This window comes from Staphylococcus simulans, assembly GCF_002902285.1.
GTDB lineage: Bacteria > Bacillota > Bacilli > Staphylococcales > Staphylococcaceae > Staphylococcus > Staphylococcus simulans.
The window spans coordinates 83,527-108,640 of the sequence record NZ_PPRU01000011.1; the positions used below are offsets into that span (position 1 = coordinate 83,527).

28 protein-coding genes, 1 other RNA gene and 1 pseudogene are annotated in these 25,114 nt (G+C 34.4%); 4 read left to right on the forward strand and 26 right to left on the reverse strand.

Features of this window, described 5'->3' with window-relative positions; translation table 11 throughout:
- Positions 1-39: 39 nt before the first annotated feature.
- From CD112_RS13745 to CD112_RS02855, 15 genes and pseudogenes are all read right to left on the reverse strand, one after another.
- Positions 40-205 (reverse strand): annotated as a pseudogene (locus CD112_RS13745) (hypothetical protein).
- 157 nt (positions 206-362) lie between these two features.
- Positions 363-986 carry a phosphatase PAP2 family protein gene (locus CD112_RS02790; protein WP_002480932.1) on the reverse strand — a complete coding sequence of 208 codons (624 nt, stop codon included), beginning with the start codon at positions 984-986 and terminating at the stop codon, positions 363-365.
- Position 987: 1 nt separating this feature from the next.
- A complete protein-coding gene (gene murG, locus CD112_RS02795; protein WP_023015209.1) occupies positions 988-2,076 on the reverse strand; it encodes an undecaprenyldiphospho-muramoylpentapeptide beta-N-acetylglucosaminyltransferase in 1,089 nt (362 codons plus the stop codon).
- A gap of 17 nt (positions 2,077-2,093) precedes the next feature.
- Positions 2,094-2,600, reverse strand: a complete 507-nt coding sequence (locus tag CD112_RS02800) for a GNAT family N-acetyltransferase (RefSeq protein ID WP_103363810.1) — start codon at positions 2,598-2,600, stop codon at positions 2,094-2,096.
- Positions 2,601-2,613: 13 nt separating this feature from the next.
- Positions 2,614-4,149, reverse strand: a complete 1,536-nt coding sequence (locus tag CD112_RS02805; RefSeq protein ID WP_103363811.1) for a S41 family peptidase — start codon at positions 4,147-4,149, stop codon at positions 2,614-2,616.
- A gap of 89 nt (positions 4,150-4,238) precedes the next feature.
- Positions 4,239-4,460, reverse strand: a complete 222-nt coding sequence (locus CD112_RS02810) for a YozE family protein (RefSeq protein ID WP_002480936.1) — start codon at positions 4,458-4,460, stop codon at positions 4,239-4,241.
- Positions 4,460-4,960: a PTS sugar transporter subunit IIA gene (locus tag CD112_RS02815; RefSeq protein WP_070463445.1), complete on the reverse strand. Its 501-nt coding sequence runs from the start codon at positions 4,958-4,960 to the stop codon at positions 4,460-4,462. Before CD112_RS02815 ends, CD112_RS02810 begins: the two co-directional genes overlap by 1 nt.
- 1 nt (position 4,961) lies before the next feature.
- On the reverse strand, positions 4,962-5,396 hold the full coding sequence (gene msrB, locus CD112_RS02820; RefSeq protein ID WP_002480938.1) for a peptide-methionine (R)-S-oxide reductase MsrB: 435 nt from the start codon (positions 5,394-5,396) through the stop codon (positions 4,962-4,964).
- Complete coding sequence (gene msrA / locus CD112_RS02825) at positions 5,389-5,916, reverse strand: peptide-methionine (S)-S-oxide reductase MsrA (RefSeq protein ID WP_002480939.1); 528 nt, start codon at positions 5,914-5,916, stop codon at positions 5,389-5,391. The genes msrB and msrA overlap by 8 nt, the downstream gene beginning before the upstream one ends.
- 104 nt (positions 5,917-6,020) lie before the next feature.
- Complete coding sequence (gene fakB / locus CD112_RS02830; protein ID WP_002480940.1) at positions 6,021-6,857, reverse strand: DegV family protein; 837 nt, start codon at positions 6,855-6,857, stop codon at positions 6,021-6,023.
- A 14-nt stretch (positions 6,858-6,871) separates the two neighbouring features.
- Entirely contained in the window at positions 6,872-7,351 is a 480-nt protein-coding gene (locus tag CD112_RS02835) for a dihydrofolate reductase (protein WP_002480941.1), read from the reverse strand.
- A 33-nt stretch (positions 7,352-7,384) separates the two neighbouring features.
- Positions 7,385-8,338 carry a thymidylate synthase gene (locus tag CD112_RS02840; RefSeq protein ID WP_002480942.1) on the reverse strand — a complete coding sequence of 318 codons (954 nt, stop codon included), beginning with the start codon at positions 8,336-8,338 and terminating at the stop codon, positions 7,385-7,387.
- A gap of 118 nt (positions 8,339-8,456) precedes the next feature.
- Complete coding sequence (gene brxA / locus CD112_RS02845) at positions 8,457-8,891, reverse strand: bacilliredoxin BrxA (protein WP_002480943.1); 435 nt, start codon at positions 8,889-8,891, stop codon at positions 8,457-8,459.
- Between the two features lie 90 nt (positions 8,892-8,981).
- Entirely contained in the window at positions 8,982-10,100 is a 1,119-nt protein-coding gene (locus tag CD112_RS02850) for a conserved virulence factor C family protein (RefSeq protein WP_023015206.1), read from the reverse strand.
- A 15-nt stretch (positions 10,101-10,115) separates the two neighbouring features.
- Positions 10,116-10,310, reverse strand: coding sequence for a zinc-finger domain-containing protein (locus tag CD112_RS02855; RefSeq protein WP_082709474.1), 195 nt, complete (start codon positions 10,308-10,310; stop codon positions 10,116-10,118).
- Positions 10,311-10,514: 204 nt separating this feature from the next.
- Between CD112_RS02855 and CD112_RS02860 the strand changes: the two genes are divergently transcribed.
- Both CD112_RS02860 and CD112_RS02865 read left to right on the forward strand, forming a co-directional pair.
- Positions 10,515-11,222 (forward strand): queuosine precursor transporter, encoded by a 708-nt coding sequence (locus CD112_RS02860; protein ID WP_002480945.1) that lies wholly within the window; start codon positions 10,515-10,517, stop codon positions 11,220-11,222.
- A gap of 47 nt (positions 11,223-11,269) precedes the next feature.
- The gene (locus tag CD112_RS02865; RefSeq protein WP_023015205.1) at positions 11,270-11,662 is read left to right on the forward strand and encodes a ribonuclease HI family protein; all 393 of its coding nucleotides are present in this window, start codon (positions 11,270-11,272) and stop codon (positions 11,660-11,662) included.
- A 66-nt stretch (positions 11,663-11,728) separates the two neighbouring features.
- Here the strand turns inward: CD112_RS02865 and CD112_RS02870 are convergent, their stop codons facing one another.
- From CD112_RS02870 to CD112_RS02905, 8 genes are all read right to left on the reverse strand, one after another.
- Positions 11,729-12,616, reverse strand: a complete 888-nt coding sequence (locus tag CD112_RS02870) for a 5'-3' exonuclease (protein WP_103363812.1) — start codon at positions 12,614-12,616, stop codon at positions 11,729-11,731.
- Between the two features lie 19 nt (positions 12,617-12,635).
- The gene (locus CD112_RS02875; protein ID WP_103363813.1) at positions 12,636-16,076 is read right to left on the reverse strand and encodes a dynamin family protein; all 3,441 of its coding nucleotides are present in this window, start codon (positions 16,074-16,076) and stop codon (positions 12,636-12,638) included.
- 135 nt (positions 16,077-16,211) lie between these two features.
- The gene (gene rarD / locus CD112_RS02880; protein ID WP_103363814.1) at positions 16,212-17,108 is read right to left on the reverse strand and encodes an EamA family transporter RarD; all 897 of its coding nucleotides are present in this window, start codon (positions 17,106-17,108) and stop codon (positions 16,212-16,214) included.
- 27 nt (positions 17,109-17,135) lie between these two features.
- On the reverse strand, positions 17,136-18,260 hold the full coding sequence (locus tag CD112_RS02885) for a THUMP domain-containing class I SAM-dependent RNA methyltransferase (RefSeq protein WP_002480950.1): 1,125 nt from the start codon (positions 18,258-18,260) through the stop codon (positions 17,136-17,138).
- A 137-nt stretch (positions 18,261-18,397) separates the two neighbouring features.
- Positions 18,398-18,779, reverse strand: an RNA gene (gene rnpB / locus CD112_RS02890) — RNase P RNA component class B.
- 95 nt (positions 18,780-18,874) lie between these two features.
- Positions 18,875-19,204, reverse strand: coding sequence for a cell division regulator GpsB (gene gpsB / locus CD112_RS02895; protein WP_002480951.1), 330 nt, complete (start codon positions 19,202-19,204; stop codon positions 18,875-18,877).
- 12 nt (positions 19,205-19,216) lie between these two features.
- The gene (locus tag CD112_RS02900; RefSeq protein WP_057510508.1) at positions 19,217-19,780 is read right to left on the reverse strand and encodes an SLOG family protein; all 564 of its coding nucleotides are present in this window, start codon (positions 19,778-19,780) and stop codon (positions 19,217-19,219) included.
- Entirely contained in the window at positions 19,773-20,111 is a 339-nt protein-coding gene (locus tag CD112_RS02905; RefSeq protein WP_103363815.1) for a DUF1798 family protein, read from the reverse strand. Before CD112_RS02905 ends, CD112_RS02900 begins: the two co-directional genes overlap by 8 nt.
- Positions 20,112-20,385: 274 nt before the next feature.
- On the opposite strand from CD112_RS02905, the gene recU reads away from it, so the two are divergent.
- Positions 20,386-21,012 carry a Holliday junction resolvase RecU gene (gene recU, locus CD112_RS02910; protein ID WP_023015200.1) on the forward strand — a complete coding sequence of 209 codons (627 nt, stop codon included), beginning with the start codon at positions 20,386-20,388 and terminating at the stop codon, positions 21,010-21,012.
- Complete coding sequence (locus CD112_RS02915) at positions 21,009-23,288, forward strand: transglycosylase domain-containing protein (protein ID WP_103363816.1); 2,280 nt, start codon at positions 21,009-21,011, stop codon at positions 23,286-23,288. Before recU ends, CD112_RS02915 begins: the two co-directional genes overlap by 4 nt.
- Before the next feature lie 121 nt (positions 23,289-23,409).
- On the opposite strand, the gene CD112_RS02920 is transcribed toward CD112_RS02915, so the two are convergent.
- From CD112_RS02920 to CD112_RS02930, 3 genes are read right to left on the reverse strand one after another with little or no spacing between them, the layout of a single operon-like run.
- The gene (locus CD112_RS02920; protein WP_103363817.1) at positions 23,410-23,742 is read right to left on the reverse strand and encodes a YpoC family protein; all 333 of its coding nucleotides are present in this window, start codon (positions 23,740-23,742) and stop codon (positions 23,410-23,412) included.
- Between the two features lie 11 nt (positions 23,743-23,753).
- Positions 23,754-24,422 carry an endonuclease III gene (nth, locus tag CD112_RS02925; protein ID WP_103363818.1) on the reverse strand — a complete coding sequence of 223 codons (669 nt, stop codon included), beginning with the start codon at positions 24,420-24,422 and terminating at the stop codon, positions 23,754-23,756.
- Positions 24,422-25,099, reverse strand: a complete 678-nt coding sequence (locus tag CD112_RS02930; RefSeq protein ID WP_103363819.1) for a DnaD domain-containing protein — start codon at positions 25,097-25,099, stop codon at positions 24,422-24,424. The genes nth and CD112_RS02930 overlap by 1 nt, the downstream gene beginning before the upstream one ends.
- Between the last annotated feature and the right edge of the window lie 15 nt (positions 25,100-25,114).

Sequence of the window (25,114 nt, forward strand, 5' to 3'; positions counted from 1 at the left end):
TTTATCATAATCAAAACGTTTAAGAACGAATGAAACGAATCAAATGATTAATTGTGACAAAAATATGGAGTTGAATAAAAAAGTGAAATTATTTTTGATTTCTAATTGACAACCATTCTCACTAATGTATAATAGTAATTGAAAATGATTATCAATCACAAATGAGACATCCCCCCCACATTTCGTTCTTAATTGGATTGGTCATTTTCGATTTATCCCCTTTTATATATGCCCGTAAATACTGACGTTACACTAAAAGTAACGTGACATACTTAACCGATTCTCAATTAAGCAGAATCGGTTTTTTTCTATTATAAATTAAAAAAAGTGAGATTAAGCAGCACTTAATCTCACTTTAATTCTCATTTAGCAAAGGCTTTGAATTTACCTTTGAACAATAATGATACAGATAAAATACATACAGCACCTGCAAGTACACCTGCAATGACATCAGTAGGATAATGTACACCTAAATAAATTCTAGACATACAAATCATCGCAATCATGAAGATGCAGAATGAAGTCATCATCACACGTGGTGTCCCGTGTAAGTAATGGCTTGAAATTGCAATCAAGCTACCGAAGAAAGATGTAGAACCTTGCGCGTGGCCACTTGGGAAACTATAGCCGCCAATTTCTACAAGTCTTAATTTAGTAGGACGCTCTCTATCAATTGTGTTTTTCATAATTGGATTAGAGATACTTGAAACTGCCATCACAATCGCAAAGAATAAAGCTTCTATTTGCATTTTACGCATTAATAAAAATGCGACAACACAAAGTGAAAGGCAGATCATTGACCATACTTCGCCTATCCAAGTTGCACCCATAAAAATACTAGTTGTAATGATGCTGTGTGAGGCATAAATAAAATCATAGACTTCTGTATCAATCCAATTACCGATTCTATTTTGATGGAACACAGCAATCGCGCTGAATATCAATGTAAATACTAGAATCAGTGAAATTCTTTTAGCTCGACTCAACTCAGCTTTCCCTCGTTTCCTTTTGGTTTGTATCTTTAAGAATCTTGTCTAATAAATCTTCTTTAGTAAATAGCTGGTGATAGTTCGACATTTGTTGTTCAATAGTTGAACGATTATTTTCAATCTCTTTTAACGCATCCATGAATTTTTGTTGAGAAGCTTCATCTTCTGGTAATGTTTGCGCATACCCTTTAGATTGGAAATATTTTGCATTATCAATCTGATCGCCACGAGACTGGTCTAATCCTAATGGAATCAGCAACATAGGAATGTTTAATGTTAAGAATTCATAGATTGCATTAGCACCTGCTCGGCTGACTACCATGTCTGTAATCGCGAGTAAATCTGTTAATTCACTTGTCACAAATTCAAATTGACGATAACCTTCTTTTTGAATAGATGAATCAAGTAGTCCTTTACCAGTTAGATGAATGATTTGATAATCTTTTAATAATTCGTCAAGATTGCGTCGAATTAAATCATTAATCGTTTTACTGCCTAAACTGCCGCCCATGACTAATAACACTTTTTTCTCAGCGTTAAATCCTGTCAGTTGATAACCTTTTTCTTTGTTACCCTGTTTTAAGTCATCTCTAACAGTTGCACCGACAAAATCTGCTTTTGCTTTTGGCAGATATTTTAATGTATCTTCAAATGTTGTATAGATTTTATTTGCGAATTTTAGAGAAATTTTATTCGCAAGACCTGGAGTGATATCTGATTCGTGAATAATCACCGGGATATTTAATGAACGTGCCGCGATGACTACAGGTACAGATACAAATCCTCCCTTAGAAAAAAGTAAATCTGGTTTTTGTTTCTTTAAGATTTTACGTGCGTCTAAAATTCCTTTGAGTACTTTAAATACATCCTTGATATTTTCAAATGATAAATATCTGCGTAACTTCCCGCTGGATATCGGGAAGTATGGTGTATTTGGTAATTGTGATGAAATCATATCTTTTTCAATTCCATTTTTAGAACCTACATAAAAAGTTTGGTAACCTCTTTCATTCGCAATTGGAATCAAACTTAAATTGACTGAAACATGTCCGACTGTTCCGCCGCCAGTAAATGCAATTTTCGTCATGATAAATACCTCTATTCTTATTTTAAAATTCTATAATAGGCATAGAATGATTCTTCCTTATCGTAAGGAGGATAATTTAAATTGGCTTCGCCTGCTTTATGAAAACCAAATTTTTCAAATAAGTTTTGCGTACGTTGATTCGCAGCATACGTATCAGTGAGTAACACATCAACGCCGTGATCTAATGCGCGTTCAACAGCAAAGTTAAATAATGCTGTTGCTGCGCCTTTATAATTAGCAGAACCTGCAAATCTATGAATGACATAAGCATTGGTTCTATCTATCGGCCATTCTAGTTCATCATACCATTTTGATTGATTTTGGTCGATAACAATATAACCATAAATTGTATTCTCCTCTTCTAATACAAATAATGATTTATTTGTAATATCTTCCTCAAAATGCTCTAGTAATGGATAGGCTTCATCCCATTGTGGATTATTATCTTCTGCCATAATTTTTTTGGCTTCTTCTGTCAATGCGGCTACCGCATTTAAATCTTCTTGTGATGCGTTTCTGATCATAAATTGTGCCCCTTTATTTTAATTTTTTGATTAAAGCATCTAACATTTCATCATCTTTATTCGCTTTATCTACTAACTTTTCTGCGAATTTTTGATTCGTTTCTTTATCAAATTTGCCTGTTACTGGTAATTGATTATCTTTTTGGAAATCTTCAACTGCAGATTTGAGTTTTGCATCATAGTCATTGTTTTCTTTTCCAACTTGATAATCCAAAGCTTTTAAACCAATTTTTATAGATTTGACATTTTTATCTTGATCGCCTTCTTTAAACACTTTGTCATCAGGAATCATTGATAATGATTGATACTTAGGAGATGCAATTTCGACATCTGGTTTGATTCCTTTACCATGGATATAAGTACCGTGTGGTGTTAACCATTTCATTTCAGTATATTTTAATAACGAACCATCTGAGTATTCTTGTGTGGTTTGTACAATTCCTTTACCAAATGTCTTTTCACCATAAACCTTCGCTTTATTATAGTCTTTCATTGCACCAGTAAAGACTTCAGAAGCACTGGCTGAACCTTCATTGACAAGGATAGATACTTTCATATCTTTTGCTTCTTTTAATGGATCGGTCGGAGTATTCACCGATTCTATTTCTTTCCCTTTTTGCAACTTCACAACCGGTTTATTTTTATCGATGAAGATATTCGACATTTTAACGGCTTCATTTAATAATCCGCCTGGATTATTACGTAAATCTAATACAATTTTTCGTACGCCTTGTTTGTGTGCTTTCATAATATTAGTTTTCAATTCAGCGGCTGTATCTTCTTGGAATTTATTAATCGTGAAGACACCAACATCGCCTTCTTTTTTGTATTCAACACTTTTAACGTGGATTTTTTCTCTTTTGATTTTAATGTTTTGTTCTTGGTTGGCACGCTTAATAGTTAACGTAACTTCAGTACCTTCTTTACCACGTACCATTTTGACTACTTCTGTCAGTGACTTACCTTTAATAGATTTCCCATCTACTTTAGTTAAAACATCTTTGGGTTGTACACCTGCTTTTTCTGCAGGAGATCCTTTCATGGGGCTGGTTACACTGATTTCTTTATTACGTTGCTGCATTTCAGCGCCGATACCTACGAAATCACCTGAAACGTCTTCATTAAATGATTTGGTTTCATCTTTTGTCATATATTGTGAATAAGGATCTTTTAATGATTTAACCATACCGTTAATGGCAGATTCAGATAATTTTTCTGAATCTTGTTTTTTATAGTAATCATTGGCTAATGTTTGATATGTACTTTCAACTTTACTGAATGATTTTCTTTGTGAGTCGTCTAGCCCTGAAAATTTGTGTGCTATCGCGATTGTCGCAAAGACTGTAAGGATAATCGTTAACAACAATGCGAGTATACTAAATGTGATGAATTTCCATCTTTTAATTTTAAAAAACTTAGGTGCCTTTTTTGAGTCTTGTTTATCTGAAGGTTGATTAGTTTCATCATTATGTTGTGTCACTCGGATATGCCCCTTTCTTAAATTACGTTGATGTGCATAAATAAGTTCTAGTTTGAATGGATAATTCATTTTACCAAATTCAGCACGTTCATCAACTTATATATGGCTATATAAAAAATAAAAGGGCTGGTGCCTCACACCAACCCTACGTCAAAAATTTAAAATTTTAACCATTCCTGATATTCATCAAATAAGTCATCAAATACATACATTGGTGAACTGATAGAAGCTTCAGTCTCTATATAGTCTGACAATGTATGAAAGTCTGACTCATGTTTTGGAAAAGCTAAATCATCAAAAATCTGTTCTGCTAATTGACCTTTTTCATCAGGTCTGCCTCGCACAGTAAGCGCAAATTGATAAAATGAATAATCTTTCATTAACCCATTGTCACATCAATTACTTTTGTTTCACTTTTAACTAATTGATCTTGCGGGTGGATATCGATTTTATCTGCTTGATCTGTATTAGTAATAATAATTGGTGAAATGACTGATTTAGCGTTATTTCCAATATAGTCTACATCAAATTCAACTAGTGGATCTCCAACTTTTACTGTATCGCCGCTTTCAACTAATACATTGAATCCTTCACCATCTAATTGAACTGTATCTAGACCGATGTGAATTAATAATTCTAAACCGTTATCAGCTTTTAAACCTAACGCATGTTTAGTTGGGAAGATATTGTCAACTTTACCTTCAATTGGTGAAACAACGACACCTTCGCTTGGATTAACACCGAAGCCATCACCCATCATTTTTTGCGCAAATACTGGGTCTGGAATATCTTCGATTTTAACGTATTCACCAGAAATCGGTGCATAAACCTCGATTGACTTATCTACTTTATCCTCTTTGCCAAATAATTTTTTAAACATATTATTTCTCTCCTTGGTTCTTGAAATGTGGAATCAAATCACCATATCCAAGTTCTTCTAATTTATCATAAGGAATAAATTGTACAGCAGCTGAATTGATACAATATCTTAATCCGCCTGTTTCTTTTGGTCCATCATTGAAAACGTGACCTAAATGACTGTTTTCAGAACGTACTTCAGTTCTTACCATACCAAATGACTTATCTACAAGTTCAATGATATCATCGTCACTTAGAGCTTTAGAGAAGCTTGGCCAACCACAATCAGAATGAAATTTTTCTTCTGAAGTGAATAGTGGTTTGCCTGAAAGTTTATCGATATAGATACCTTTTTCGAAATGATTCCAATATTCATTTTGGAAAGGAGGTTCTGTACCATTTTCTTGAGTAACAAGATATTCCATATCTGTTAATTCATTTTTACTTTTTTTAAGCATTTTGCTCCCCCCAATGTCTTTCTATAAAGTCTTTTCTTCCTGAACCTTTTTGATACTGTTCATAATGCATTGGATTCTTTTTATAATAATCTTGATGATAAGATTCTGCCGGGTAAAAGTTTTTATATGGTTTTACCGGTGTGATCACAGGTTTATTAAAAATCATTTGTTCGTTTAACTGCTGGATTTTAGATTGTGCAGCTTTTTCTTGTTCTTCGTCATGGTAGAAAATGACCGGTTGGTAACTTTCACCGCGATCGAAGAATTGTCCACCATTATCTGTTGGATCGAACGTCTTGAAATAAACATCTAATATATTTTCAAATGAAGTGATTTCAGGATCATATTCAATTTGTACTGCTTCAACATGTCCTGTTGTGTTCGTACATACTTCTTCATAAGTTGGATTTTCTACGTGGCCGCCACTGTATCCTGATACAATATTCTTAATACCAGGATATGATGTGAATGGTTTTACCATACACCAGAAACAACCGCCAGCTAATGTTGCATATGCCAAAATATTACCTCCATTCGGCGTTTAGTCAATTCTAAATTTATCATGACTGCACTTTATTTTCTATTAGTTTGCTTTAACCCGATGATTTTCATGAGAATTATCGATTATTGACGCAAGACAACGAATCCTACTGCACCTTGTCCAGTATGTGTTGAAATAACTGGTGTTGTCGTATTGATTTCAACTTCAGTATTATTTTCTTCAATCGCAAATTGTTGTTTAAACTTATCTACAAAATCTAATGCATTTGCATGAGCTAAGCCGATTTTTTTAATCGAATGATTTTCAATGAACTGAGCAAGCTCTTTTTTAATAATTTGAATACTCGACTTTTGCGTACGTGCATTATGAAGGATTTTGATTTGTCCATCATCAAGAATGCCCACTGGTTTTAAACGCATCATATTACCAATCATACCTTTAGCTTTACCGATACGTCCGCCTTTAATCAGTTGGTTTAATTGGCCAATCACTACAAAGAGTTTGATATTGCTTTGTAAATGTTTTAATTTTTTAAGAATTTCTTCTGTTGATAACCCTTCGTTATTCCATTCAACAATATGTTCCAGTTGGAAACCAAGGCCGAATGAAATGGATTTTGAATCAATAACTGTAACTTTTGAATCAGTCATTTGACTAGCTTGATACGCAGTTTGATACGTACCGCTTAATCCAGATGTCATATGAATACTAATGATTTCTGAGCCGTCTTTTCCTAATTCATCGTACATTTCAATAAATTTACCAATAGGAGGTTGGCTGGTTTTGATATCTACATCTTCTTCTATTAACTCAATTACACGTTCAGAAGAAATGTCTTGTTGGTCGATATAAGATTTGCCTTCAATCGTTAAATTAAGAGGAATCACATGAACATCGTGCTCTTTTAGATATGATTGAGGTAAATCTGTTGTTGAGTCTGTGACAATTTTTTTACGCATTTCCATACCTCCTATTACTTTTTACGAACAAGATGTAAGAACGTGTGCGGAATTTTATTGCGTTCATCTTGTTCTCCTTTAACTGAAGATTCAACTTCCCAATCTTCAAAAGTATAAGGTGGGAAGAACGTATCTCCTTGGTATTTATCTTCAATGACAGTGATGTACATGTCATCTACTTTATCGATAAATTCTTCAAACAATGCTTGGCCGCCGAAAATGAAGACATGGCCAGGCAAATCATAAATATCCTCAAAATTGTGTATGACATCTACACCTTCAGGATGAAAAGATTCATCACGTGTTAAAACGACGTTACGTCTGTTTGGAAGCGGTTTGCCGATAGATTCATATGTTTTACGGCCCATTACGAGTGTATTGCCAGTACTTAATTTTTTGACATGTTTTAAATCATTAGGCAAATGCCATGGTAGTTGGTTATCCTTACCGATTACTCTGTTTTGATCATGCGCAACAAGAATAGAAAGCGTCATATTCTTATCCCCTTTCAAAAATTCTAATTGTTTTTATACAGCGATAGGTGCTTTAATACCTGGGTGTGATTGATAATTTACAATCTCCAAGTCTTCATATTGAATATCAAAAATTGAACGATCTGTATTGATTTTTAATTGAGGTGGTTCGTAACTTGAACGACTTAATTGTTTTTTGACCGCATCGATATGATTAGAATAGATATGTGCATCACCAATCGTATGCACAAACTCACCGACTTCTAAGCCGCATTCTTTTGCTACTAAATGTGTTAGTAAACTATAACTTGCGATATTAAATGGAACTCCTAAAAATACATCTGCACTACGTTGATATAATTGGCAACTTAGTTTGCCGTCCTGTACATAAAACTGGAACATCGTATGACATGGCGGTAATGCCATCGTATCAATTTCTGCTGGGTTCCATGCAGATACGATGTGACGTCTAGATGTAGGGTGAGTTTTGATTTGTTCGATGACTGTAGCAAGTTGATCATAATGTTGACCATCTGCACCAACCCAATCTCGCCATTGCTTACCATATACATTCCCTAAATTGCCGTGTTTTTGCGCAAAATCATCATCGTTTAGAATGCGTGATTTAAATTTTTCCATTTCTTGTTGGTAAACTTCGTTGAATGCTTCATCTTGTAATGCTCGATGTGCGAAATTCGTCATGTCCGGTCCATGATAATCTTCTGATTCAACATAGTTTTCAAATGCCCATTCATTCCAAATATTATTGTTGTATTCTAGTAAATATTTGATATTTGTGTCGCCTTTCATAAACCAAATCAGCTCAGTCGCAATCAACTTAAAGAATACTTTTTTAGTTGTTAATAAAGGGAAGCCTTTACTTAAGTCATAGCGTGATTGATGACCGAATTTTGAAATGGTACCAGTACGTGTACGATCATCGCGTTCGTTCCCGATAGCTAAAATTTCCTTACATAGGTCATGATATGCTTCGTCGAATGAATTCATACCTATCTCCTCCTCAAATCGTATGTATCTCCAATTATAAAAAATGGGACAATTGATGGACTGAGTCAGCCATCAAATATTGTCCCGTACCTTCGATTATGAAATCAATTCAAATTGATTAACAGTTTTCATCAAACATATCTTTGATATCCATACAGATATCTTGAATATCGCGTCCCTCAATATATTCACGAGGCATAAAATGTTTTAATTCTGTACCTTTAAATAAAGCGAAAGAAGGACTTGAAGGTACTTGTTGTATGAACTCTCTCATTTCTTGTGTTGCTTCTTTATCTTGACCTGCAAAGACAGTTACTTTGTGATCAGGCTTTTTATCATTTTGCTCAGCAACTGCTACAGCTGCTGGACGAGCTAATCCAGCTGCACAACCACATACTGAATTAATAACAACAAATGTAGTCTCTTCAGCACCTACATTGTCCATATATTGATCAACTGCTTCTGCAGTTTCTAAACTTTCAAAACCATTTTGCGTTAACTCGCTACGCATACCTTGTGCGAGTTCTTGCATATATGCTTCATATGGATTCATAATATACACTCCTTGTTCATTTATAGTTTATTTTACATGAAATAATCAGAAATGTAATCTAATTAATTTGTTGATTCATCCTAATTCCGCTTATTTATTGCGGTTAGCAATTTGTTTCCAAACAGATCCTAGTGCTTCGTCACCTTTTTCAATACGAGAGATGGCCATTTGAATCTGTAACTTCACTTCGTAAGCGTCATCATCTTCATGTGCTTTCAAAGCTGGTAATTGTGCTTCGCCACCTTCATCAAAAATAAACATCGCGGCACGCCAACGCACAATCTTTTGTGGATCATCTAAAGCTTTCTCCATTTCTGGTAAAGCTGCTTTAAATCCTAAATCACTTAATCCATCTCCGGCAGTTCGGCGTACACCAGGATTTTTATCTTGTAAACCTTGGTACATATATGGAAGAACTGACTCATCTTCTACCATACTTGCTAGCACAATAGCTTCGCGTCGAATTGGAATTTTAGGATGGTTTAATGCAGCTTCGATAAGAGGATAATCTTCTTTGGTTGGTGTTGGGAAAGACTTCAACATTCTAAGTTGCGCTTTCCAATCTTCTGCCGCGTTAAATTCATCAACTGTCACATGTTGATAGTGTGCTGTTGGAACCACAATATCTGTATTTAATGCTTCTTGTTTTAATTCATTAAGTTTATTTTCAGGATATAGTGCGACAAGTTCTTCTTCAACATTATCCATAACTTCTTCTAGTTCGCCATAACGCGTACCTAAATCTTCCCACTTACGCATAAATACTACATTGTCATCATCTTTTTGTGCTGCTAGCATTGTATCGACAAAGTAGTCTGGTAATTGTCTGCGTTCTTCATCCTTAGTGGTAGTGAGTTTAATCTGATACGGGATACCTTTAAATTTGAGCACTTCCGCTTTAATTTCGCCGAAATGTTCATCAGGTGCAGGTGTATCATTTGTTTCAGTTTCAGATTCATTACTAATTGCAGCTGTAATATTAGGCAATAATGCTTCCCAATCTGCTTTTGGTGCTTTATCCACAGCTAAAAAGTCGATGACATGGAAAATGGATTTAACACCATCAACCTCTAAAAGTCTATTGATAAAATCAGGTTGGCCTTCTTTTACTTTTGTATAGGTGGAGGATTGATTGTCCTCTCTTTTCTTATTCAATACCACTTTCATGGTATTCGGACTTGGTGTCGGTTCAATACGAACGATTTCCATCAAAATAACCCCCAATTATTGTAGTTCGTTACCAAATTGCTTGATTTGTTTACCTACTGAACATTCGTAAATACAAAAATGATGTGCATGTGTTTTCCCTTTTGTTTTACGATTATATGTTTTTAATTCACAATTTTTGCAGTAAGTGCTTAATAAATCATCTATGGAATCAAGCGCTCTTTTTTCGGATTTTGAAAAAATAATCGTCACTCCCTTTACATAATTAATAACACCTTAAATGGTTTAAGGACGATTAATTTAGCCTCATTATATCATGCGACACGGTTAACTTCATCTCTCTACTTTGTAGTTGTAACTAAATGGCTATTGCATTTAATGTACGATTTCTATAGAATATATGAGTTGAGTTGCGGTTTCTAAACACCCGCATTAACAAAATTTAGGAGGTTAATTATGTTTTACAATGAAATATTAGGTATTATTGCCTTTCTAGTGACCTTTACATTAATGGTCGCAATGTATCGTTTGTTCGGTAAGCAAGGTTTGATTGCTTGGGTAGCTATCGGAACTGTAATTGCTAACATTCAAGTAATTAAAACTGTAGACATCTTTACGATTTCTGCGACTTTAGGAAATGTAATGTTTGCGTCTATTTATTTAGCGACGGATATTTTAAACGATATCTATGGACGTAAAGTAGCTAAAAGAGCAGTATGGATGGGCTTTAGTTCATCATTAGTGATGATAATTTTAATGCAACTATCATTACATTTTATTCCCGCTCCAGAAGATATGGCACAAAAAGCGCTAAGTACAATTTTCAATATAGTACCTAGAATCGCGTTAGGTTCGATTATCGCTTATATCATCGGACAACATATCGATGTCTTTATCTTCAATGCGATTAAAAAAGTATTCAAGTCAGATCGCACATTTGCAATTCGTGCATATGGGAGTACGACATTAAGTTCTATTATTGATACTGCCCTTTTTGTAAGTATCGCGTTTATTGGTTTGCTGCCAGCAGGTGCAGTCTTTGAAATCTTTATTACGACTTACTTCTTAAAACTACTTGCTACAATCTTTAATGTGCCATTTGGTTACTGGGCTAAATCAATGTACCGAAAAGGTAAAATTCAATCCAAAGATGAAGGTTACTGATTAAGGGTATAGATAATATAATATTTTGATTAAGGATGGAATGATGTATGGCTAAAATATTTTTTGATGCAGCAGTTAAAGGTAATCCAGGACCAGCATCTATTGCAGCAACAATTATTGAAGAGAGTAACCATCAAACTTTCACGCAAGATATCGCACCTACTGACAATCATTCAGCAGAATGGCAAGCTTTTAATTTTGCCTTAGACTGTGCATTAGAATTAAATGTATCTACGGCATTAATTTATACCGATTCTAAGCTGATCACTGACAGTTTAGATAAAGGCTTTGCTAAGAATGAGAAGTTTAAAGGTTATTTAGTTGAAGCAGCGAAGAAAATGAAAGCATTTGATTTATGTCTGATTGATTGGATTCCTAGAGCACAAAATAAAGAAGCCAATCATCATGCGCAACAAGCGCTCTATCAGCAATTAAAATAAAAGAAGCGGGAGGACGTCTCCACAGTTATTAACTGTGAAACGCCCTCCCGCTTTTGTTTTGAATGATTAAAATGGTAAGAATTCTCTTTCAATAAATTTCTTAGACACTTTCAAATCGTGAGTATCTAAGACATTGAAAATATCAATGAAATCCAGATGATACTGCATTTGATTAAATAATGCTGTTACATCTAATGGTACATTAGTGTGGATTTCTGCAAGTTGTTTTGAAAGTTTCAAATCATCTAATTGGCTGATGATTTTCTTTTGTTGTGCCGGTGTCAATTCGTCAATGTGATTGATAACATTTTCTACAGACTGATATTTTAAGATTAATTTATGTGCTGTTTTTTCACCAATTCCTTTGACGCCAGGATAACCATCAGCGGTATCTCCCATAAACGCTTTGATATCGATGAGTTGAAGCGGATGTAATTGATATTCTTCTTGATAGCGTGTTAAATCATAACGGTTATAAATATTAAATCCTTTTTTAGTCAACCAAACTTCAACATTAGGATTTATACATTGTAAGATATCTTTATCTCCTGTAACGATATAAATTTCGTTATCCTCTGATAAATTTCTGCTTAACGTTCCGATAACATCATCGGCTTCATAATTTTTAACTCCAATATTAACAAACCCAAGTGCGTTTGAAATATCTTGAACTAAATCGAATTGTGGTATCAATTCATCAGGCGGTGCTGGTCTATGTTGTTTATAATCTGCAAACATTTCATTTCGAAACGTTTGTTGCCCCATGTCCCAACATACAGCGATATGTGTCGGCTGAATATCATCTATCGCTGAAAAGATGTGACGAACAAATCCTTGTACGCCATTAGTCGGAACTCCGTTTGAATTTCTCATGAATTGATGATGAATGCTTGTAGCATAGAAATGGCGGAATAATAACGCCATTCCATCTACCAGCAATACTTTGTTTGTCATACTACTTCCTCTTTCTAAGTTAAATAATTTCTTTTAATTGACGGTTAGCCGCATCAATTTGTTGAATCAAGCTATTATCAATTTTAACGCTTAATAATGCGCTTGCTTGTTCATGTATTTCATTTGAAATCTCATTTAATTGTTGATCTGCAATCTTGCCCATCTTAGACACTTGTTGTTCTAACTCTTGTCGTAATTGGTTAATGTTGTTTTGCAACAAGTCAACCGTTTCCATTGTGATTTGCTCTTGTAGTTCTTTTTGTGCTTTCAGTTGCAACAAACGCTTTTTCGTCAATTTTTTCGGAAGATGTTCGAACATTTCATTAAAATCAATATGCATCGTTGTAATTTTATCTTTATCCATTTCAATCTCAAAGTGTGGCTGCAATAAAATATGCAATTGATTCAATTGCTTAACAATAGGTGCAAGTTGATCTTCCAGTTGCTTATTAAAGAATTTTTTAATACGTTCAGCAATTAAAGTTTGTTCCATATACAATCTGCCATGGATTTGTTCAAGATATGTTTTAACTGCATCACGTTTTTCAGCATCAAAGTCATTGTTTTTAGTCATTTGCCCGTTGAATACTGTACGAACTTCATCAAACAATTGAATTTTTAAGCGTTCATTCAAGTGATATACTTGATCTTCAACTTCGTTATAAACATGTTGCTTAGTCGTTTTTAAAGTCGTATTTGGAATCGCACCTTTTTGTTCAATCTTTCTTACTTCTTGTTGACGCATTTCCATTTCTTCACGATTATTTTGATAGTCTTCTGACATTTGTGTATAAGAGGCACTAATTTGTTCAAGTTGCGCTTTCATTTGTTGTTGTAAAACAACCTTAGATTCGACCTCCGCAAAATAATCTAGACTATCTTTTAGTTTATTTAGCCCTTCATCGCCCTCTTTTAATGCACGTCGACTAGAAACACTATAAATATCAGCAGGCATATTTACTTGTTGTAATGCATCGCTGACATAATCTTCCACAGCTTCTAAATCTTCTGTTGATTCTGCTAAATCTACTGCATTAATAATCATCTTGAATGTTTGATTTTCATTGAGTTGATTCATCTCTTTCATATACTCAATAAATGCTTTGTCGTTATCAGTAAATGAATGATTGAAGTAACTTACGTATAAAATCAAATCAGATGATGTTAATATTTTTTCCGTTTCATTAGAATGACGTTGGTTATTTGAATAAAGACCTAAAGAGTCTACAATAATTTTATTTTTCAACCAGTCTATCGGTAAGTTTAAATGAACAGTTTCCACAAACGCAGCATACTCATCTTGAGCACTCCATTTTTTCACTTCATCCTGACTGATATCGTGATGGTAACCATCTTGAATCATATTTTGGTATAAATCTAATTGTTCTTTAACCGCATTAACAAAAGCAAGTTGTTCTTTCTTCAATGAATGTTTTAACTCTGTTGTATCTGTTGCTTTAAAGTCCTCTAAACTCTCAAAGTGGAATTTTTGAGATTCAACTAATTGATTTAATTCCGCGAGTAATTGAGGTGCTTGTTTTAAAGTGATTGCACTTGAATTACCATATGAGAGCTCTGTTGTTGCTGCTGTAGTAGGATTTGGTGAACTTACTAAATAATTTTCACCTAGTAACGCATTGATTAAGCTGCTTTTACCAGCACTGAATGTACCGAAGACGCCGATTTTCACAATTTGTTGATCCATTCGTTCAATAGCAGCCTTCAAATCTGATTTGGTTTGTTCAAATAAAGGAACAGGATCAATGATATCGATACCTTGCTTAATTGTTTCAATATCGATATCAGATTTTAACTCAGTTTTTTGTTTAGTTTGGTTCAGTTGTTTTTTCGGTGTTTCTAGCTCTTCTTTTGTATATGTGATTTCTGTACGGTCAATCAATTTATCTAATGAATCATCTAAATGAATATAATAATGTTGATAATTTCTTGTGATGAGTGATTCACGTAGCTTACGTAACTCAATATATTTTTCATAATCATTTTGATCCGTCTCTTCTTCATCGTCGACATGTTGTGTTTCAGCATTTTCAATAGCACGTTTTAATAGAGGTTCAGATTCTTTTTTAATAAATCGATGAATAGCTTTAACGACATCGTCACAGAAGTTTAATACATAAGCATTACTGATACTCATTTGTTCTTGGTATAAATCTGTGACAAGTGAGGATGGTATTTCATAATGCTGATTTAAAATAGATTGGTTGACGTCTGTTTGGTTGATGAAGCGGGTTAAGAATGACATATCTTCTCGCATTGGCTGTCTGATTTGTTGATTTACAATATCTTGTAACGCTGTCATTACATTTTGTAAACGCTCTTCCCTAGCTTCTTCAGTTTTCTTTTTCTTATTAAAGAATCCGCCAACTTTGAATGTTTTTACTTGGCTCTCTAAGTAGAGACGAATCTTTTCACGCATTTCATGCGGCATTAAGTATGCGTTTTCTAAAATGTTTTTGCGTTGATAATTTAAATATTTATAGAGCTTATCTGGATCATTTAACAACTGTGCTTCTTCACTAACAGATTGATTCTGTTGGAAATTTAAATAAGCTTGGTCAAATTGTGAAGCATCAATATCTAAATTTGCTAAAATATCCTGCATTTCAGCTTGAATATATGATTTTTGGTCTTCGGTAATAAACTGTGTGATTCTTTCAATATAGTCTTCCATAGACTCGCGATGTGTATCTTGTTCGATTAAGAAATCAGACAGTGCATTAATTTGATTTTCTGGGTGGTCATACTTAGAAACATAAAATGTTTTCAGAAGTTCTAAGTCCCATTCATCTACCGCGTGCTGAATATTTTGTTTGAAAGCATCGAATGAAAGCTCTTCATCATTATGTTTATCGATTTGATTTATTACGAATACTACTGGGATGCCTGCATGATTCAAACGTTTCATAAATTGGAAGTTCATTGCGGATTGAACATGGTTATAATCTACTGTATAAAAAATAATATTGCTGGTAAACATGAATTGTTCTGTTGATGCTTGGTGTAATGAAACGTTTGAGTCTACACCTGGTGTATCTTGTAAGGTGAATCCTTTTTTGAATTTATCAGATTCAAAACGAATTTCTACAGACTCTACATCCCCATTTTGTCTGTTTAATTGCTTCACTTCATCATAATTATTCAAGCGTGTATATTTTTGACCTTCTAAGTTTGCGATAATTTCACTTTTATCAGCGACACTGACGATTGCTGTGTTGCTGGTTGTCGGTACAGGTGAACTTGGTAAGATTTCTTGTTCTAGTAGTAAGTTGATTAATGTAGATTTGCCTGCTGAAAAGTGACCGACAAATGTTAATGTGTATTGATCTAGATAAACTTTTTTAATGACTTGGTTGATAATATGGACCAAATCTTGATGGTTTGATTTTTCGACTTCTTTTTTTAATTTATATAAAATATCTAATTGGTTGTTACTCGTCATAGATTATGTACCCCTTTATAAATAACATTGCTTTAATTGTATACTAAAAGCGCTTTACTCTAAAGGATTAAAATCGATGTTGCGGAGAATAAAAAAGATGCATCTGACTGATATTTAGTCAAATGCATCATAATTTTAAAGACCTGGATTATTCGCATGCTTAATTTGTAAGTAGCGAGATAAGCTGTAAACGATAATTCCAGCCCAAATAAAGATAAAGGTAACGAATTGATTTGTATCAAAAGGTTCTCTGTAAATAAAAATACCTAAAATAAAAATTAATGTCGGACCGATATATTGAATGAATCCCATTAATGATAAAGGAATACGTCTTGCACCTGCAGAGAACGAAATTAATGGAATCGCTGTAATAGCCCCTGAGAACAATAGCCAGAATGTCGGCATGTTGATACCAATGGTTGTTTGATGTGAGATCCATAAATAAACGATATAAATCAAAGCTGTTGGCGTTGTAACGATACATTCAAATGTAATACTGCTTAAAGCATCAATCGGTACAATTTTCTTAAGCAGGCCATAAAATCCGAATGACACTGCTAAAATAATCGAAACAACCGGGAACTCGCCGATTTTTAACGTCATGTATAGCACACCAATAAAAGCAAGGAAAATTGCTAACCATTCTAACTTATTGAATTTTTCTTTCATAAAGATCATCGCAAGTAAAATGCTGACGAGTGGATTAATATAATAACCTAAACTCGCTTGGAGTACGTGATTATTATTAACCGCCCAGATAAATGTGCCCCAGTTTACTGTAATGATATAGCCGGCTAGAATAATAGCCCAAAGTTGTTTAGTTGTTAAGGCTTTAATGCCACTTATAAATTGTGAACTTTTTCCCATTGCCATGATTAATACAACCATAAAAATCATGGATAAAATAATACGATAAGCGAGAATTTCAAACGGACTGATATCATTGAGCAACGACCAATAAATTGGTAATGTTCCCCAAAGGATATAGGCAATTATGGAGTATACTATGCCGCGTTTAAATTCTTGATTCATCCTAGTCACCCCAATTTTTCAAACTATTTACTTTTTCTTAGCCCAATATTGATAATACGTACATTCTATATAACCATTGAAGAGCTTTCTACGTTTTGTTGCTTTTTGTTGTGTTAAAAATTCAAATTCTTTATTACTTGTTAAAATGTACTCTGATAAGTTTTTGTGCTGACGCATCAACTTACCAAGATAGCGATACATTTCTTCAACTTCTTCTCTATCACCAATACGCTCACCGTATGGCGGGTTACCGATTAATGCGATAGGTTGATCGGTATGGATATCTAAAGTATTCACATCTTTGACACCGAATTGAATGACTTCACTCAATCCTACTTCTTCAGCGTTACGTATCGCAATGTCTACCATTTCAGGATCAATATCATATGCATAGACTTCAACTTCTTTGTCGTAATCTGCTTGTTGATCTGCTTCGTCACGCAATTGTTCGTATAGATCATCAGGCATGATATCCCATTGTTCTGAAACGAATGAGCGGTTAAAGCCAGGCGCAATATTTTGTGCAATTAAGCATGCTTCAATTGCGATTGTTCCTGAACCACAGAATGGATCGATTAAAGGTGTGTTGCCATCCCAGTTAGCTAAGCGAATCAACGCAGCAGCTAATGTTTCTTTAATTGGCGCTTCACCTTGTGCGAGTCTGTATCCGCGTTTGTTTAAACCTGAACCAGAAGTATCAATTGTTAAAAGTACTTCGTCTTTATGAATTGCGACTTCCAAAGGATACTTACTTCCTGTTTCATCTAACCATCCTTTATGTGCGTAGGCATCTTTTAAGCGTTCAACAATTGCTTTTTTCACGATTGCTTGAACATCAGGTACACTATGAAGCGTTGATTTAACACTTCGACCCTGTACTGGGAAATTACCATCTTCTGTAATGATTGTTTCCCAAGGTAATGCTTTGGTTTGTTCGAATAATTCTTCGAATGTTGTTGCTTTAAAGCGTCCCATGACTAATCGGACTCTGTCAGCAGTACGCAGCCATAAATTACTTTTGGCAATTGCAGTTTCATCGCCTTCGAAAAATATTCTTCCGTTTTCCACTGTTGTTTCGTAGCCTAATGCGTTAACTTCTTTTGCAACTACAGCTTCAAGACCCATTGGACATACTGCTAATAATTGATACATATGCGTTGACCTTCCTTCTATTTTTGTTGATTTACTTTATTATTGTAGCAAATTTTGAAGCGGTAATATATGTGTAGTAAGCGAGATATCAAATAAAAAAGCTCTCCAATCTTGGAGAGCTGAACTAGTGAGGATATTTCTATAAGCCATGTTCTGTACCTTAGTACTGATAACGTGCACTAGTAGTCACTCGTACGCCGGTGGTAACCATCTGTCTGGAATAAGTATTTACGCACACTTATTCCCTCATTTATACGTTGAATTCCGCTAAATAAGTGCTCCTACCAAATTTGGATTGCTCACTCGAGGGGTTTACCGCGTTCCACCCTTTACATTTCTGTAAAGGCTCCGTCACTGTGGCACTTTCAAGCTACTTTAATCATATCCAAAAGACTTAGATTATTTCACTGCCGTCTATTAGCCTTGACTTATTGTTTCATCAAGCACGAACACTACAATCATCTCAGATTGTGTGAGCATGGACTTTCCTCTATATTGCTATAGCGATTACCCGAAATATCACTTCTTAAAATTATAGCATGGTTCTTTGTCTATGGTAAAGCTAATCCGAAAAAGCACAACTTTTCAGACTTCGAGCCATAAACTTAGAATAACTATTTTCCAAATACTGCTTTTTCTAAATTAGAGATACGTTTAAGAATATCTACATTACTAGAATTTGTGTTTGAAGAAAAACTTTTGTTTTCTTGTGGTCTAGAAGTAGCTACACGTAAACGTAACTCTTCAAGTTCTTTTTTCAACTTATGATTTTCTTCATTTAATTTAATTACTTCATTATTCATGTCTGCCATTTTTTGATAGTCTGCGATGATGTCATCTAAAAATGCATCTACTTCTTCCCTTCTATATCCACGTGCAAGGGTTTTTTCGAAGTCTTTCTCATAAATATCTTTTGCTGATAATTTTAAAGATACATCTGCCATTTTTTCTCCACCTCATTCGAAACTTTCTTCAGACCACTGTATATCACTGATGAATGTATTGATTTCATCAAACGTTACAACATCATAAGTATAGTTTGTTTGTTCTGCAAAATCAACTAACATCCGCTTAAAGAACTTTGGACTCGCTTCTTGTTCTTCATCATAAATTAGAACAGTCATATCAGTATGGTCTAGGATAAATTGATCTGTTTGTTTGAATTGAAAGGGTCCTTCGTAGGGTGCGTGATGCACTGAATCATGAAAATCAGCTTTTTCAATAATTTGTTGATACTTCAACTGATTTTGTTCATTCCAACGTTCTGTATGATTTTGAAAAGGTGTAATCACACCGAGCTTTAATTCAGGATACTCTTGTTGCAAGTCAAGCACCACTTCAGCTGTCCACATTTCAATTCCTAATTGTCCTTGTATCAATACCCATTCTAAACCTTCCTCAACCAGATTTTGCAATTTATTTTTTAAAAATAATTTAAGGTATTTTACTTCAGGTGCATCATCTTTAAATATATTTAATTCATAGGATTTATAGCCGGTAACATATGCTGTTTTAACCATATTGCGTTTCACTTTCCTTTAAATAGTTTAAGTCATAGTTCACACTTTTCAGTTTATCCATAAAGAGTTTCCGGCTTGCTGAAGCATAATGACATTCGACAGAAAGGCGTTCTAAATTTTCTTTGAGTATTTGATACTTCAACTGATTCATGTATGAAAGCGCAATGATATTTTCTGCATAACCATCCAAATGGTTCAACAAATCATCGATGTGATAAGCAAAAGGCATCACCTCGTTTTTGAAATCATATGCCTTACCTGATCTAGCTTCTTCATATCTTTGTTTCATAATATAGGTTTGTTCTATTAATGTTGAGATAATGGTATACAATCACATTTCGCCTCCCTCACAATTAAATTATCATATATTGATAAGTACGTCATTTCAGAAAACCTTTAAATCCCTATGATAAAAGGGTTCAATATTGTTAAATGGCCTGATTAACGTTAAAATAAGTGACATATACACAAACCAATGTTTGCTTAAATTCTAAAGGAAGGTTTTTAAGTAAGCTTTGTATTGAAATAAGTTTCGAGAGTTTGCATCTCACTGTAAGTTGTGTATAATTATTACGGTTTAAAAACCTGTTGGTGTGGTGAAACAAATGAATTATCCAAATGGTAAACCATTTAATAGAAATAAGACTAAAGTTGGACGCACAAACCCATTCAATTCAAGTAAAATCAAGTATGGCGGACGTGGGATGACTTTAGAAAAGGAAATCGAATTATCAAACGATTACTACCTTTCTACAGGTAAAGCAGTAATACACAAGAAACCGACACCCGTTCAAATCGTAAATGTTTCTTATCCTAAACGCAGTAAAGCTGTGATTAAAGAAGCATATTTCCGCACCCCATCTACAACTGACTATAACGGTATTTATAATGGCCGTTATATTGATTTTGAAGCAAAAGAAACACAGAGCAAGACGTCTTTTCCATTACAAAATATTCATGAACACCAAGTTGCGCATATGAAATCATGCTATGAACAAAACGGAATTGTATTTTTACTAATTCGTTTTAAAGCATTAGATGAAGTTTATATGCTACCTTATCGTTCCTTTGAAAACTTTTGGCAAAGACATCAAAATAACATCAGAAAATCAATTACAGTTGAAGAAATAAGAAAAAATGGTTACCATATTCCTTATCAGTATCAACCACGATTGAATTACCTCAAAGCCGTTGATAAGTTGATATTAGATGAAAGTGAGGACCGCGTATGACGGAAAGAAAGAAGACTTCTCATTCTAAGAATGGAAAGTCTGGTAAAAAACAGAATAGGAATATTAAGAGGACAATTATTAAGATTATTGGCTTCATTTTAATTGCGTTTATTGTCTTAGCCTTAGTTGGTGTTCTTTTATTCGCTTACTACGCATGGAAAGCGCCAGCGTTTTCTGATGCAAAATTAAAAGATCCTATACCAGCAAAGATTTATGATAAAGACGGTAAATTAATCAAGACACTTGATAACGGTCAAAGACGTGCACACGTGGACTTAAAAGATGTTCCGCAAAATATGAAAGATGCCGTTCTAGCTACTGAAGATAATCGTTTCTATAAGCATGGTGCTTTAGACTATAAACGTTTATTCGGTGCGGTCGGTAAAAACATTACTGGCGGATTCGGTTCACAAGGTGCATCAACATTAACACAACAAGTTGTTAAACGTTCATTCTTAACCGATCAAAAGTCGATTGGCCGTAAAGCACAAGAAGCATACTTATCGTATCGTTTAGAACAAGAGTACAGTAAAGATGAGATTTTCCAAATCTACTTAAACAAAATTTACTACTCTGACGGTGTTTATGGGATTAAAGCAGCAGCTAAATATTACTTCGACAAGGATTTGAAAGATTTAAATTTAGCTGAGGAAGCGTACTTAGCAGGTTTACCTCAAGTACCTAACTTATACAATGTATATGATAATCCTAAAGAAGCGGAATCTCGTAAAGATACTGTATTATACTTAATGCATTATCATAAACGTATTTCTGAACAAGATATGAAAAAAGCGCAAGATACACCAATTGAGAAAAACTTAGTTAAACGTAGTGCTGATGATCGTGCAATTAAGCCAGATAATAAAGATCCTGAGTATAACTCATATGTGAACTTTGTGAAGTCTGAATTAATGGCACATCCTGAGTTCCAAGACAAAAATCTTGGCGACTTAATGAATAGTGGTATTAAGATTTATACTAATATGGACTCTAGCGTTCAAAAAGCATTGCAGAACCGTATTGATAACGGCAATTACTATAAGAACGAAGATCAACAAGTTGGTTCAACAATTGTGGACAGTAAGAGCGGTGGATTAGTCGCAATTTCTGGTGGCAGACACTTCAAAGATGTTGTCGACCGTAACCAAGCAACTGACCCTCACCCTACTGGTTCTTCATTAAAACCATTCTTGTCTTACGGACCAGCAATTGAGAATATGCAATGGGCAACAAACCATGAACTTCAAGACGAATCAGAATACATGGTAGATGGTACTACATTCAGAAACTATGATACGAAGAGTCATGGTAATGTCACACTTTATGATGCATTACGTCAAAGTTTCAACATTCCAGCATTGAAAGCTTGGCAACAAACGAAACAAGATGCTGGTCAAGACGCACCTAAGAAATTTGCAGACAAAGTTGGCTTGAAATATGAAGGTGAAATTGGTCCTTCAGAAGTACTTGGTGGTTCATCATCTGAATTCTCACCTACTGATTTAGCTTCTGCTTTCGCAGCGTTAGCTAATGGCGGTGAATACAACCAAGCACACGGTATTACTAAAGTTGTCGATCAAGAAGGTAATACTACGGAGTTTGATCACAAACACCACAGAGCTATGCATGATTACACAGCATACATGCTTTCAGAAGTACTAAAAGGTACATTTGAAGCTTGGGGTTCTGCTTATGGTCATGGCGTATCTGGTGTTAACTTAGCAGCCAAAACTGGTACAGGTACTTATGGTTCAGAAACTTACCAACAATACAACTTACCTGATAACGCAGCGAAAGATGTATGGATTAACGGTTTCACTCCTAAATACTCAATGTCAGTTTGGATGGGCTTCAATAAAGTTAAAGAATATGGTCAAAACTCATTCGTTGGTCATAACGAACAAGAGTATCCACAATACTTGCTTGAAGATGTGATGTCAGATATCAGTCCTAGAGACGGACAAGACTTCCAACGTCCAGCTTCAGTTAATGGTTCAAGCAAATCTGACTTATACGTTGCTAGCAACCCTGACCACAATACTACAAACCGTAAAGTAAACGGTAATGGTACTACTCAAGGCGGCAGCAGTAATAGCAACAATAGTCAACAACAAGGTTCAAATAACAGAAGTCAAAACTTTGGTAACAATAACCAACAAGGACAAAGCAATAATCAACAACAAGGCAACAACAACCAGCAAGGCGATAATCAAAATAGCAATGCATTATCTAGATTCTTTAATCTACATGCCATTTTCAATAATAAAGCTTCATAAATAATAAAAGTGCAGTGACTCAAACTTCTGAGCACTGCACTTTTTTCTATACTTAATAATATGAAAAGACATGTTTGAACAAGAAATTCATACATGTCTTTTATCATTTTCATTCAAATTATTAGCGTTTTTGATGTGCTTGTCTTGCTTTATACGCTGCGTTCATTTTAATGAGTTCACTGATGAGTGTTTTCATCTGACGATAGCCCATAAAGTGGTGTTTTCGTTGATGAATATAATCAAATCGTTCTTGGAAATTAATGGGCACAACTGGATAAGTATCTAACTTATCGTAATCAATTGTTTCAACATTGTTAATCTGACAAAAATAGTGTTCGATTAAAGTTAAATATTCATCAAGTAACGCTTTTCCTTGGTCTGATGTTAATTGTTTCTTTTTCGCAAAGACATCAATTTGGGCTTCTAAAGCTTCAAAATCAGATTTTGTAATCAAAAAATCACCTCTTATGCTTTAGCTTCTTTTCTTAGTTTTTCACGATATCGTTTCTGCCCTTCTCTACAATCATCGAATAAAGGACAAATATCACATTTCGGTGCACGTGCTAAACAGTGATAACGTCCAAAGAAGATCAGTTGATGATGACTTTGATTCCATCTTTCTTTTGGAATAATTGAACACAGGCGTTCTTCTACCTCTTTGACGCTGTCTTTCCATCGATTAATACCTAATCTTTTAGAAACACGTTCTACATGTGTATCAACTGCTAACGCTGGTACACCGAATGCGACACTTAATACAACATTCGCAGTTTTTCGACCAACACCTGCAAGACTTTCTAAATCTGTACGATTATTAGGTATTTTGCCATCAAATTTAACGATAAGTGATCGGCATAGCTTTTGAATGTTTTTCGCTTTATTACGATATAAACCGATTGAGCGAATATCTTGTTCCAGTTCTTCTAAACTGACATCCAAATAATCTTGTGGTGTTTTATACTTTTTAAATAACTCACGTGTTACTTTATTAACTAATACGTCTGTACACTGTGCAGATAGCAACACCGCAATGGTTAATTCAAATGGATTATCATGTTTAAGCTCACATTCTGCATCTGGAAACATTTCATCAATGACATCTATCATACTTAATGCTTTTTTCTTACTTAACATTATGATTCCTCCTGATTCAACCAGTCAAATTTCGGAATGCTTTTGACTGTATGTTTCATTTGCGGTGTATGGTATTGACTACTGATCTTTTTAGAGTCCTCCACTGTTTTAACGTTGTTTTTCTTCCAATTTAATAGGATTCTATCAATGTATTTAAAGCTCATTTTTTCTTGACTCAATGCTTCATTCACCGCAGCTTGAATCACTGAAATATCATGGTGATCAACGTCAATCCACTGATTTAATGTATCAATTTCAATGGGTGATAAAGGACGGCCAAATGAGCTTTCAATCATTTGGAATAATGACTTAAAGGACTCTTGGTTATTCATTTCACGTTGTTGTGTTTCTTGGGATTTTAAAATTTTACTGAAAGATTGATAAAAACCATCTAGATTCATAAATTCAGCAAAACGTCCTTCTTCATCTTTTTGTACTGTTAAATCTAATAAGTCTAATTGAATTAGACGCTGAATAACACCTGTCACTTCACGTTCCTTCATCGTTGTACCTTTACTAAGATATGAAATAGAAGGTTGTTTATTTGAATGCTCATATTCATAAATTAATTTTAATAAGATGATTAAATCAGTTTCTGATAATCCCATGTCAGCATAGTGATCGAGTAATTCTCTTCTAATAACAACGGGGCGTTTTCTAAGTAATTCTATATCCAAAGTGACCCTCCTTTT